The sequence below is a fragment of the Lactococcus sp. EKM203L genome (assembly GCF_011800585.1).
GTDB lineage: Bacteria > Bacillota > Bacilli > Lactobacillales > Streptococcaceae > Lactococcus > Lactococcus lactis.
Genome location: NZ_JAALEQ010000001.1, coordinates 290,164 through 303,078, shown reverse-complemented (window position 1 = coordinate 303,078; position 12,915 = coordinate 290,164). Strand labels below are relative to the sequence as shown.

12 protein-coding genes are annotated in these 12,915 nt (G+C 35.8%); 3 read left to right on the top strand and 9 right to left on the bottom strand.

The genetic code is table 11. The annotated features are described in order from the left end of the window. Nucleotides 1-26: 26 nt before the first annotated feature. The 4 genes from HFD15_RS01640 to HFD15_RS01625 form a co-directional block, all read right to left on the bottom strand. Nucleotides 27-1,601 (bottom strand): alpha-amylase family glycosyl hydrolase, encoded by a 1,575-nt coding sequence (locus HFD15_RS01640; RefSeq protein WP_167593246.1) that lies wholly within the window; start codon nucleotides 1,599-1,601, stop codon nucleotides 27-29. Continuing rightward, nucleotides 1,591-2,196, bottom strand: coding sequence for a sugar O-acetyltransferase (locus tag HFD15_RS01635; protein WP_032941364.1), 606 nt, complete (start codon nucleotides 2,194-2,196; stop codon nucleotides 1,591-1,593). The genes HFD15_RS01640 and HFD15_RS01635 overlap by 11 nt, the downstream gene beginning before the upstream one ends. A gap of 26 nt (nucleotides 2,197-2,222) precedes the next feature. Further along, a complete protein-coding gene (locus HFD15_RS01630; protein WP_058208162.1) occupies nucleotides 2,223-3,818 on the bottom strand; it encodes an alpha-glucosidase in 1,596 nt (531 codons plus the stop codon). A 236-nt stretch (nucleotides 3,819-4,054) separates the two neighbouring features. Further along, nucleotides 4,055-5,809 carry a glycoside hydrolase family 13 protein gene (locus HFD15_RS01625; protein ID WP_023189702.1) on the bottom strand — a complete coding sequence of 585 codons (1,755 nt, stop codon included), beginning with the start codon at nucleotides 5,807-5,809 and terminating at the stop codon, nucleotides 4,055-4,057. A gap of 367 nt (nucleotides 5,810-6,176) precedes the next feature. On the opposite strand from HFD15_RS01625, the gene HFD15_RS01620 reads away from it, so the two are divergent. The 3 genes from HFD15_RS01620 (at nucleotide 6,177) to HFD15_RS01610 (ending at nucleotide 9,735) form a co-directional block, all read left to right on the top strand. Beyond that, a complete protein-coding gene (locus tag HFD15_RS01620; protein WP_167593247.1) occupies nucleotides 6,177-7,403 on the top strand; it encodes an extracellular solute-binding protein in 1,227 nt (408 codons plus the stop codon). Between the two features lie 77 nt (nucleotides 7,404-7,480). Further along, nucleotides 7,481-8,863 carry a carbohydrate ABC transporter permease gene (locus HFD15_RS01615; protein WP_023189703.1) on the top strand — a complete coding sequence of 461 codons (1,383 nt, stop codon included), beginning with the start codon at nucleotides 7,481-7,483 and terminating at the stop codon, nucleotides 8,861-8,863. 5 nt (nucleotides 8,864-8,868) lie between these two features. Next, complete coding sequence (locus HFD15_RS01610; RefSeq protein ID WP_015426871.1) at nucleotides 8,869-9,735, top strand: sugar ABC transporter permease; 867 nt, start codon at nucleotides 8,869-8,871, stop codon at nucleotides 9,733-9,735. Nucleotides 9,736-9,865: 130 nt separating this feature from the next. Here HFD15_RS01610 and HFD15_RS14215 read toward each other — a convergent pair whose 3' ends face one another. The 5 genes from HFD15_RS14215 to HFD15_RS01590 all read right to left on the bottom strand — a co-directional run bounded on the left by HFD15_RS14215 (nucleotide 9,866) and on the right by HFD15_RS01590 (nucleotide 12,915). After that, the gene (locus tag HFD15_RS14215; RefSeq protein ID WP_255457142.1) at nucleotides 9,866-10,132 is read right to left on the bottom strand and encodes a CPBP family intramembrane glutamic endopeptidase; all 267 of its coding nucleotides are present in this window, start codon (nucleotides 10,130-10,132) and stop codon (nucleotides 9,866-9,868) included. 21 nt (nucleotides 10,133-10,153) lie between these two features. After that, a complete protein-coding gene (locus HFD15_RS14210) occupies nucleotides 10,154-10,519 on the bottom strand; it encodes a hypothetical protein (protein ID WP_238785261.1) in 366 nt (121 codons plus the stop codon). Nucleotides 10,520-10,666: 147 nt separating this feature from the next. Then, nucleotides 10,667-11,698: a hypothetical protein gene (locus tag HFD15_RS01600; protein ID WP_058208139.1), complete on the bottom strand. Its 1,032-nt coding sequence runs from the start codon at nucleotides 11,696-11,698 to the stop codon at nucleotides 10,667-10,669. A gap of 337 nt (nucleotides 11,699-12,035) precedes the next feature. Then, nucleotides 12,036-12,347: a hypothetical protein gene (locus HFD15_RS01595; protein ID WP_025016952.1), complete on the bottom strand. Its 312-nt coding sequence runs from the start codon at nucleotides 12,345-12,347 to the stop codon at nucleotides 12,036-12,038. A 361-nt stretch (nucleotides 12,348-12,708) separates the two neighbouring features. Then, nucleotides 12,709-12,915 (bottom strand): helix-turn-helix transcriptional regulator, encoded by a 207-nt coding sequence (locus tag HFD15_RS01590; RefSeq protein WP_023189708.1) that lies wholly within the window; start codon nucleotides 12,913-12,915, stop codon nucleotides 12,709-12,711.

The window sequence follows — 12,915 nt, the reverse complement described above, 5'->3', positions numbered from 1 at the left end:
TTTTAAAGTCCCTAAACTGAACTTATTTATTTTTTCAAAATAACGGTGCTGTAAGCTGGAATTGTCAATTTTCCATCAGTTAATTTTGCTTGAGAACTACTGACAGAAAGTTGGTCAGTGATTTTTGTCCCAACAACGCTTTTTGGGAGTTTCATTGTCACATTTTCTGTATCGGAAAAATTATTGATAATAGTCAAATCCTTTCCATAATTAATGACAGACAAGCTCTCTTCACTGACAGAAATATTTTTCAATCTATCCGTCGCAATTTCAGGATATTTTGCTTTGACCCGTAAAATTTTTTTGTACCAATTGAGCAGTGAGTTCGGATTGGCTTCTTGTTGAGCTACTGAGCCTCCGTCAGTTGTGGCAATTTCTGTCGCACCTGGCACAGAAATGTCTGCTTTGGGAGAATCTGTCCCGGCAGCATTCCACGGCATTGGCAAACGTTTATTTTGGTCAATGCCAGAACCGGTCAGCCCCAATTCCTCACCGTAGTAAATAAATGGATTTCCCGGCATCAAAAGATAAGTTTGAGCAGCCATTTTCTGCATGGATAAAGAACTTAAAAGTGTTGCAGATCGGTCTGTGTCATGATTACTCAAGAAAGGAGCGTCAATGGCTTTCGGGTTATCCGCATGAATTTCTTGGTCCCATGCTTCAATTTGTTGACCAAATAAAGAGCCTTCACCTAAGACTAAAGCTGAATTAATTGGACTTGAACTCGATTGCAAAGCATTCGGAAAGTCAAATAATGAATCAATACCTGATGGATAAATATCATCAATTGCCGAAGCCGTTGAAAAAACTTCACCCACTAAATAGGCTTTTGGATTTTGCTTTTTGACCGTGTCTGTCAGCCATTTGGTAAAGGCCGTCGTTTTTTTGTCATCATTTGAGAAATAAAAACCGACAGCGTCCAAACGAAAACCAGAAACACCTTTGTCTAACCAAAATTTCGTAATTTTTGCAATTTCTTTTTTGACCTCAGGATTGGCAAGATTGAGGTCTGGCATGGATTTATCAAACTCTGACTCATAGTATTTGCCGTTGCTGGCTAAACTATAACCCTCTTTAGCTGTATCTGACCAATTATAATAAGCCACATATTTTTTGTCGCCAGCTAGTGCTTTTTGAAACCAAACATTATCAGTCGCCGTGTGGTTAAATGGCATATCTAAAATCACAGCAATTCCTCGTTTTTTAGCTTGAGCAATCAGATTTTCAAAATCAGCCATTGTTCCAAATTTAGGATTAATTTCTTCGTAATTAGTGACATCATAGCCATGATAACTAGGACTAGCAAAAATCGGTGTCATCCAAAGTCCTTGCACTTTTAAATCCGTTGTAGAATTGGATTTTCCAGTATTCAAGTAGTCTAAATGTTGCGTGACCCCATTTAAATCACCTTCGCCATCATGATTTGAATCGGCAAATGAACTCGTAAATATTTCATAAAAATTACGATACAAACTCCTATCAACCTTTTGGCTGACAGCCACTTTTTTTACTGATGAATCTTTTGAATTTGCTTTTTGACAAGCACTTAAAGCACACGTCGCAAGTAAAGTTACTGACAGAAGTAAAAGCCTATTTTTCATAATATTCGTTCTCTTTTTCTTCCCAGTAAAGTCGGTCAGAATCAGTAATTTCGCGGAGAATTCTTGCTGGATTACCTACTGCAATCACATTTGCTGGCAAATTTTTTGTCACTACCGTTCCTGAACCCACAATTGTATTTTCGCCAATCGTAACGCCCGGATTAACAATTACTCCTGCACCAAGCCAAACTCGGTTACCAATCGTAATCGCTTTTCCATATTCTAGTCCACGCTGTCGAACTCCGGCATCAATTGGATGAGAAGCCGTAATCAGACTGACGCGAGGTCCAAACATCACATCATCGCCAATCGTAATCGGTGCAACATCCAGAAAAATACAGTCCATATTGGCATAAAAGCGCTGACCAATTCTTGTATTTTTACCATAGTCGATGTAAAGCGGTGGATTTACAAATAACTCATCGCCAGTTTGACCAAAAAGTTCTTTTTCAAGTGCCACAATTTTTTCTGTATCAAGTAGATTGAGTTGGTTAATTTCTTGATTTAATGCTCGATTATTATCAGGTTTGTATTCTGGTTCAACTTTACTTGCTTTATAGAGTTCGCCAGCAACCATTCTTTTAAATTCGCTCATTTTCACCTCACCCTTTTGCGCTTTAACTATTCCACTTCGCAAGCAAAGGCTTCCCAAGCTTTTAATTTAATCTGAGAAAGTTCAGGCAGGAAATTTTCATTGTGGATCAATAAGTCACGACAGACAAATCCTGTTTTAAATTGATTTTCTTCATCAGATAAATTGGCAACGACCAAATATTTCTTGCCCTTATAAGTCCGCAAATATGCAAAAACATCAGCCTCAGAATCAATCAACTTGAAGTCCCCATAAATGACCCAATCATGTTGTTTACGAAGTTCAATCAACTTTTGATAAGTATAAAAAACAGAATCAGGATCACTCATGGCTTGATCAGCATTAATTTCTTCATGATTAGGATTGACAGCGAGCCAAGGTTTTCCATCAGTAAAACCTGCATTTTCTCCAGCAGTCCATTGCATTGGTGTTCTTGCATTATCACGACCAACACGACGAATTGAATCCATGATTTCATTTTCAGAATGACCAGCAGCTAAGCGTTCAGCAAACATATTCCGTGACTCGATATCATTGACTTCTTCAATTGATTCAAAAGGATAATTCGTCATTCCAAGCTCTTCACCTTGATAAATATAAGGCGTTCCTTTCATCAAATGCAATAAAATCGCAAAAGCTTTAGCTGATTTCAAACGATATTTCCCGTCATTTCCCCAATTTGAGACAATCCGTGGTAAATCATGATTATTCCAAAAAAGTGAATTCCAACCTTTTTCTAAAGCTTGCCATTTGGCTAAAATTTCTTTAAGTTTTGAAACTGAAAATTCCTTTTTATCCCATTTTTCGCCCTCATCAAGATAAGCATTTGTGATGTGTTCAAATTGGAAAACCATTGATAATTCTTGACGTTTAGGGTCAGAATAAAGTTCCGCAATCTCTGGTGTTGCTCCCCAAGTTTCACCCACAGTCAACAAATTTTTCTGACCAAAAGTTGCCTGATTCATTTCATGCAAATACTCATGTAATTTAGGCCCATTTCCTGTGATTTCTTGGTCAATTTCTTTCCCAATCAAGTCAATCACATCCATACGAAAACCGCCGATTCCCTTATCAATCCAGAAATTCATCATGTCATAAACTTCTTGATGAACCTGAGGATTTTCCCAGTTTAAATCTGGCTGACGCTTGCTAAAAAGATGAAGGAAATATTGGCCCGATTCCTCATCAAATTCCCAAGCAGAACCAGAAAAGATAGATTGCAAACCATTGGGTTCATCAGCCCAAATATAATAATCACGATAACCGTTATCTTTTGATTTTCTAGCTTCCACAAACCATTTATGTTCATCAGAAGTATGATTAACTACCAAATCCATAACAATTTGAATATTTCGCTTTTTAGCTTCCAAGAGCAATTCATCCATATCCGACATCGTTCCAAAAACATCAGCAATTGCTTGATAATCAGAAATATCATAACCATTATCATCCATTGGCGATTGATAAACTGGACTCAACCAAATTGCACCAATCCCAAGTTTTTCAAGATAATCTAATTTAGAGATAATTCCCTGCAAATCACCAACACCATCACCATTAGCATCCATAAAAGAACGCGGATAAATCTGATAAACGACTGTTTTTTGCCACCAATTTTCTTTCATATTAATTACTCCATTAAGATGTGAGTTCATTCTCCTATTTTCCTAGGATATAGGAGAATGAACTCAATTAAAATTTTACTGACAGCTTTATAAGTTAATCCCGTCAGTAAAATACTCACTAAACCAAAGATTCTGTCAGCAATTTTTACTGACAAAACTATCAGCAAAGCCGATAGTTTCTTTATTTACCGATTCAATGATTCCCTCGGTCGCAGTGAACTGACAGAATCCGTTTTCTATTTATAGATTACAAAACCATATTGTAAAATATTATTTTGGTCAACCAAATTAGAGAAAACCACTTCATCAGCTGAAAAATAAGCCGGTTTTTCGCCAATATTGAAAATAGCTTTCAGAGATCCACGTTCAAATTTCACAATGCCATTTTCTGAATCTACGATTTTCCATTCTACTTCTGAATCACTTAAAATTCCTTGATATTGTTTGCGTAGAGCAATCAAATTTTTAAAGAAGTCAAACATCTCTAAATCTTGATCTTTTTCTTCCCAAGGCATCACCTTACGACACTCAGGGTCCATTCCACCTGTCACCGCATACTCATCCCCATAATAAATACAAGGCACACCTGGTTGCATGAAGGTGAACGTTTCAACCAATTTCATCAAATTTTTATTATTTTTTGCAACAGTCAAAATTCTGGGTGTATCATGAGAATCTAAAACATTAAACATCATTTGATTCACTTGCTTACGGTATAATGTCAGTTGCGTATTAATATTAGAAACCATTTGTTCCAAAGAAATCTTCTTCGTAATCAAACCATCTTTAATCGCATCAGTATAAGCATAGTTCATAACGGCAGAGAATTCGTCACCAACTAACCAAGGTTGTGCAGAATGCCAAACCTCACCTAAAATATAAAAATCATCTTTTGCCGCATCACAAGTTGTGCGGAATTTTTTCCAGAAAGTATGATCCACTTCATCCGCCACATCCAAACGCCAAGCATCAATATCAAACTCAGAAATCCAATAATCAGCTACTTTCAAAAGATAAGCTTCAACCTCTGGGTTAGCCGTATTCAGTTTTGGCATATGTGGGGTGAAGGCAAAAGTATCATAAGTTGCATTTTCAGCATTTTCAAAATCATCAGTCGGAGTATAAGTTGCTGGCCAACTATTAACATGGAACCAATCCGCAAATTTTGATTTTTCCTGATTTTTCAATACATCTTGCCATTGAGCAGACGTATCTCCGATGTGATTAAAGACCGCATCTAACATGACTTTAATACCACGCGCATGTGCTTCTTTCACCAAAGTTTTAAACAATTCCTTATCCCCAAATTGCTTATCAATTTCCATATAATCTTCTGTATCATATTTATGATTAGAAAAAGCTTGAAAAATAGGGGTAAAGTAAATACCATTCACACCGAGTTCAGTCAAATGTTCCAAATGATCAATCACCCCTTGCAAATCTCCCCCATAAAAATCTTGACGGTCAGGAACATCTTGTGGATTCCAAGCTTTTGTTCCCTCAGGATCATTGCTCGTATCCCCATTGGCAAAACGTTCAGGGAAAATTTGATACCAAACCGTTTCTTTGACCCATTCAGGTGCTTTAAAACGATCACTTTCATGGAAATAAGGCAAACGGAAAGCCCCATATTTTTTAGTCACCAAGCTCTCATCATAATCAAACATTCCTTGGTCTGTGTAAACTACTTTTTCTCCATCCAAACCTGTAATGACAAATAAGTAATCTACTCGTTTCGTTGCAACAGTAATTTCGGCCTCAAAATAATCGCTAATATTAGTAGAGAGATACTTTTTCATCTCTACTTTTTGACTAGCCCAATACTGTGTTTCAGGGTTGTCAAGCCCTTCCCACGAATAAGGATCGCCATAAAATAATTCGACTTTTTCCACATCACATTTTTGTGTTTGCAGACGAACATGCATCAGATTTTTTGCATAAAGATAAGCAAATTCCGACTCAGGACGATGATAAATTGCAGCTTTGTTCATAATAGAACCTCCAAATTTTTTTGATGGCTGTACTGTCTTAAACTATTTTCAATTAATCTCAAGGACAGCGAAAAGCACCTTTTCCGTCGCTTTTCGATAGTGTCATTTCCACCACATCTGGAGAAGATAAATCTCACATTAATCATATTTTATCATAACGCTTTCATTGACGCAACCGTTTGCGACAATTTTCGCATATTATTTTTTAAAACATTTATTTTTCATTCTAAAGAATACGCTGAAAAGTCGGTATAAACCAATTTCTAAGTAATCAAAATGTAATATTTTTTCCCTTGACAAAAAGCAAACGGTTGCGTAAAATGAGGAGTGTATAAAATAAACCGTTTTCATTAGGAGGAAACACAAAATGAAATCATGGAAAAAAGTTGCTCTTGGTGGAGCATCTGTACTCGCCCTCGCAACCCTCGCAGCTTGCGGTTCATCAGCAAGTTCTAACAAATCATCATCTTCTAGCTCAGACAGCATTAAAGGAACAGTTCGTGTTTATGTAGACACACAACAAAAAGCAACATATACAGACGTTGCTAAAGGATTGGCTTCAAAATACCCAGACCTTAAAGTTCAAATTATTGCCAATGCGTCTGGTTCAGCAAATGCTAAAGTAGATATCGCAAAAGACCCTTCTAAATATGCTGACGTCTTCGCTGTACCAAATGACCAACTTGGTGATATGGCTGATAAAGGTTATATCAATCCAGTTGCTACAAAATTAGCTAACGAAATCAAAAAAGACAACTCTGATGTCACTGTTAATGGTGTAACTTACAAAGACAAGATTTATGCATTCCCTAAATCAACAGAATCTCTTGTCCTCTTCTATAACAAGTCTAAATTGTCAGCTGACGATGTCAAAACTTGGGAAGGAATGACTGCTAAAGCTGGATTTGCTGCTAACTACACCGACCCTTACTACTCTTATCCAGTATTCTTTACAGCTGGCACAACCCTTTTCGGTAAATCAGGCGAAGATGTGAAATCTACTGACGTTGCATCGGCAAATGGTGTTAAAGCACTTGAATGGATTGCTGCACAAAAATCAAATAAAAATGTAATTCAAACAACTAACGCCTTAAATCAACTCCAAGCCGGTAAAGTTGCTGCCATGTTTGACGGTCCTTGGGATACTGCTAACATTAAAAAGATTTTAGGTGATAACTTCGCAGTTGCTCCTTACCCAACAATCAACATTGATGGACAAGCTAAACAACTCCAATCATTCCAAGGTATTAAAGGATTTGCAGTCAATTCAGCTTCTAAGAGTCAAGCTGCTGCTCAAACAGTTGCTCAATATCTCTCAAGTGAATCTGCTCAGTTGAAACTCTTTAATTCTCAAGGAGATGTTCCTACAAATAACGACGCTCAAATGAATGACGCTGTGAAGAATTCAGACGTTACCAAAGCAGTTATTACAATGTCTAAAGAAGGAAATTCTGTAGTAATGCCTAAACTTCCACAAATGGCAACTTTCTGGAATAATGCTGGTCCTTTGATGAACGGTGCTTACACTGGCTCTATCAAACCAGCTGACTATCAAGCTCAATTACAAAAATTCCAAGACAGCATCTCTAAATAAGAGACAATCTAATGGTTATATGTGAATAAGAGGTTGGGCTCCTTCAGCCTAACCTCTTAATTTTTAAAGGAAATATTATGACTAAAAAGAAAAAAAGAAAACTCACTGAAAGCACGATTTCTCCTGAAGAAAAATCAATTAAATTAGGCGAAGTTTTCTCAAAAGGGGACACAGTAACAAAATTAACCTTCTTTGTTATGGGTTTGAACCAAATTAAAAATAAACAATGGGTAAAAGGCTTCACACTTTTAATTCTTGAAATTGCATTTATTGGCTGGCTTCTTTTCTCTGGAATCAGTGCCTTCTCTCTTCTTAGTAGCTTAGGCCCAAATAAAATAAAAAGAACAATTACCGATGCCTCTGGTTTTCCACAAACTTTGCAACCAGATAACTCTGTTTTAATTCTACTTTGGGGACTTATTGCCTGTCTTGTTGTGATTTTATTTATACTGCTTTATTGGTTCAACTACCGCTCAAATAAGCATCTTTATTATTTAAAACGAGAAGGTAAACATATCCCAACAAATAAAGAAGAACTCGCTTCTTTACTTGACGAAAAACTTTATGCAACTTTGATGGCTGTTCCATTGATTGGTGTTCTAGCATTTACCGTTTTACCTACTGTATATATGATTTCAATGGCGTTCACAAACTATGATCGCCTTCATGCTACTGCTTTCTCATGGACTGGATTCCAAGCTTTTGCTAATGTTTTAACCGGTGATTTAGCTGGCACATTCTTCCCAGTTTTGGGATGGACCTTAGTATGGGCAATTGTTGCAACAGCTACAACATTCCTTGGAGGTGTATTACTAGCTCTTCTCATTGAATCTACTGGAATTAAATTTAAAGGATTCTGGAGAACCGTTTTTGTTATCGTATTTGCCGTTCCACAATTTGTAACCTTATTGATGATGGCACAATTTTTGGACCAACAAGGAGCTTTAAATGGAATCTTGATGAATCTTCATCTTATTTCTAATCCAATAAACTTTATTGGTGCAGCTTCTGACCCAATGGTCGCACGGATTACGGTAATTTTTGTTAATATGTGGATTGGTATCCCTGTCTCAATGCTTGTGTCTACTGCAATTATCCAAAATCTCCCCCAAGATCAAATCGAAGCTGCTCGTATTGACGGAGCAAATAGTTTGAACATCTTCCGCTCTATCACTTTCCCTCAGATTCTCTTTGTTATGACTCCTGCATTGATTCAACAGTTTATTGGTAATATCAATAACTTCAACGTTATTTACCTCTTGACTAGTGGTTGGCCAATGAATCCAAATTACCAAGGTGCAGGTTCAACCGACCTTCTTGTTACTTGGCTCTACAACCTCGTATTCGGTCAAACACAACGCTACAACGCAGCCGCAGTTCTTGGTATCTTGATTTTCATTGTTAATGCATCTATTTCATTAGTAGCATACCGTCGTACAAATGCATTTAAGGAGGGCTAATTGAAATGAAATCTTATAAAACGCAACGCCGTATCTCATTAAGTTTGAGATATATTCTACTCGCTCTCTTAGCAATTGTTTGGATTTTCCCTATTATTTGGATTGTCTTAGCCAGTCTGACTCAAAACAATACAGGGTTTGTCTCAACAATCATCCCCAAAACATTTACCTTTGAGAATTATATCCAACTTTTCCAAAATAAAAGTGGTAGTTTCCCCTTCGTTTCATGGATTATTAACACTTTTATCGTAGCCGTTATCTCTGCTACACTTTCTACATTTATTACGATTATCATGTCGTATACACTTTCCCGTTTACGTTTTGCTTTCCGTAAACCATTCTTGCAAATCGCCCTCGTTCTCGGAATGTTCCCTGGATTCATGTCAATGATTGCTCTTTATTATATTTTAAAAGCAATGAACATGTTAAACCTCGGTGGTTTGATATTGGTATATGTTGGTGGAGCTGGATTAGGTTTCTATATCGCTAAAGGCTTCTTTGACACCATCCCACGTTCAATTGATGAAGCTGCAACAATTGATGGAGCAAACAAATGGCAAGTTTTCACGCATATCACCTTGCCTCTCTCTCGCCCAATCATTGTTTATACTGCTTTAATGGCATTCATCGCCCCATGGACAGACTTCATCTTTTCTGGAATCATTTTAGGAAATAATCAAGCCCATCCAGAAACCTTTACAATTGCCTATGGTTTATATAGCATGGTTCACTCGCAAAAAGGAGCTGCCACAGCCTTCTTCACACAATTTATCGCAGGCTGTGTTATCATCGCCATCCCAATCACAATCCTATTTGTCATCATGCAAAAATTCTATGTCAATGGAATCACAGCTGGTGCGGATAAAGGATAAATATCTTCATAAAATATTAAAAAAAGCAGACTATCATTAGTCTGTTTTTTTATATTCTTTTTTTGATCTAAGCACATCTTTAATTAGTTACCAGATGAATCTTTAATCAAAATATTATTATAACCTATCCTTATTTCGGTATCACAAAAGGTAAAACAAATAGAAACACTAAATCAAAGACTAAATGAACAGCATACGAAGTCCAAATACTCGATGTTTTCAAGTAAGCGTAATTGAATATCAATCTCGCCACTCCCTGAACTAATAAGATTTGAATAATTGTTCGCAAAACATTTCCACCATTATAGGTATTAAAATGAATTAATCCAAAGATTACCGAAGTGACTAAAGTCGAAATCATAGTTGGTAATCCCCACTTTGTACGAAGTGTTTCCAATATTCCGATTGAAAATAATTCTTAGCCCATAATCATAAACGGGACGAAAAATATCATGATATAATCTCCAAATACTGCATTGGCATGATTCCCTGAATTACCAAAAATCAGTGCAACAATAGTTCCTCCAAGCATTGACCATATCATATTAATAATTAAACATGCAATGGCAATTTTTGTATATCTTCCCTGTGGTTTTGAAAACCATATCAATGCCTGATTTCCAAAAATCACAGTTACTCCTACAATACTAAAAATCAGAAGTGTAAATTCTTGAACATATCCAATATGTAAATCAATACTTGACATGATATAGAAGCCGACAAACAATAATAAAAGTCCAATTATCGTTCTCAGAATATCCGTTGACTTTATTTTCTGTCCCATCTCTTTTTTCTCTCTCATAATAAATAAACTACGATTCTCACTATATTAATTATACCTACTCCCAAGTATAAATATAAGTTTAAGGTTTGAGAATCTTCAACATAATAGTTTCAACGCAAATTGAACAAAATCTTCAATAAACCAGAATTATTTACTATGACGTCCATGTTTTTGAAATAACGCAAGGATAACTCCTACAGAACCAAAAAGTATCATTCCTATAAATGTAAGAAAAAGTGAAAGACCCGCATCATCACCCGTTGTTGGTAAACTTGCAGCAAGAGTTTTAACTTCATTTTGATTGGCTGATTTAGTTACAGACGTTGTGGTAGCTTTTGTTCCCGTAGCTGTTGCTTTTACAGCTTTAGCACTTTCAGGCTGTGCACTATGGATTGATACCGTTCCACTTGAAACGATAGGATTGACTTTAACAGCTTCTTTTCCAGCCACTTTATTAGTTGTTTCTGTAGTTTTTGCACTATCTTTTTTGTTTAACTTTTCCAACTTAGTGACGCTCTTACGGTAATCCGTTCCACTAACATCATGTTCTTGTGCTTCTTTTTCAGATGCTTGACGCTTTAAAACCGCTGTTTTATAGTCACTACCTTTGATATTATCTGGGTTTCCGATTGATGCTTCTTGCGCTGATATTTCACCATCTTTATACGCTGAAGGAGATTGGTTATACTTAGCTGCTTTAAGATTATTAAATTCTGCTCTTAATTCTGTTTGTTGCTCTTCATGCTGTGCTTGAAGCTCTGAATTCTTGTAATCTGTTCCAGATATTGAATTTGGATTCCCTGCCGCCGATTCTTGCGCTTCAATTTCCGCATATTTATATGGGGTAGCAAGGAGATTATTTGTAGCGGCCTCTTGATTTGTTGCAATATCCATTACTTTATGTTGAGAAGTAAGTTCTGCATTTTTTTCATCACTTGCATTTTTATTGTATGTCGCTGCCTCTTGATTCGCCTCTTTTTGAGCTTTTAGTTCATTAAAACGTGCTCTTAACTCATCTTGTGTTGGTGTTGAATCTGTTGAACTATTTTGGGAATTATTTAATGATTTCTCCGTACTATTTTCTGCGCCTGATACAGTAGCTGCATCTACGGTTTGCATACCAATTGCAGTAAGTGTCAGTAATGTCACCGTGGTAAGTAAAATTTTAGAATTTTTCATGAAGTCTATCTTCCTTTTTTATTCAGACTTTTAAGTCCATATTTTTGTAGGAGGGAAATAACTCTTCCACCCTTACAATGCCTTAACCCCTGTCGCTTAAAAATTGCAACAAGGGTCATCATTTAATGCTAAAGATATCTAAGTTTTTACTATGAACATCCAGTTTGTTCTGTAAAAGTGCTCCCTACCTTATTTCTAGCACTTCTTTCTATACTTTGTTGTTCTTTTTTAAATTCAAGAGTTATTCTTCTGTCAAGCTCATAATTTATATACACTTTAAAAGCAATCAATGAAACGATTAGGGTAAGAAATATGAGACAGATTATTCCAACTTTTCTCATTGTCCTATCTTACTTTCCTTTTCATTAAACTCTTTAGCATCATCTAGAGTTTTCACCAACTTTGTATCCGATAATTTAGAATTTTCATTTTGGGCATTCTCCCATTCAATTGGTACTGATTTATAAAGCAGCATAATCATATTGTATTGACGAGCACGCGCTATATGTTCAACTTTATACTTTTGTATTAACACCTCACACCGTTGTGATTCGTGGATATTAAAGACGATACTTATTACCATAAAACACATTAAAACTATTACAGCACCTTGTATTGGAGAAATTTTGATCCTTTTTCTCTTTTTCATATCATTAATTTCTTTATTTTAGATTTTCTATCCTTTATTTTGGTTCCTATTATAGTAATAGGAGAACAAGTCTTGTGCTACTTTACCATACATGCTACAATATTTTAAGGTAGCAAAAAAGAACTGGTGTCTTCACAAAAGACCTCATTAATTTTGTTATTTTCTCTATAAATGATTTACTCAAATTTTGGTCGATGCGAGTAAATCATTTTTTTGATATCAAAATACCACTTTATTTTAGTAAAAAAATTACTGATTGTCAACACTTTTTTATCGTTTTACGATATATTTTTATTGTTTATCTTGATATTTAAAGAAATAAAAAAACACCTCTAGGTGTTTTTATTTATTATTTAAATAATTAGTCCTCTATATATTCAAGTAAATCTCCTGGTTGACAGTTTAATACTTTACACAAACTTTCTAAAGTGGAGAAACGTATAGCCTTGGCTTTTCCATTTTTTAATACCGAAATATTGGCCATCGTAATACCAACTTTTTCTGACAACTCTGTAACGGACATTTGCCGTTCTACCAAAATTCTATCTATATGTACTTTAATAGCCAT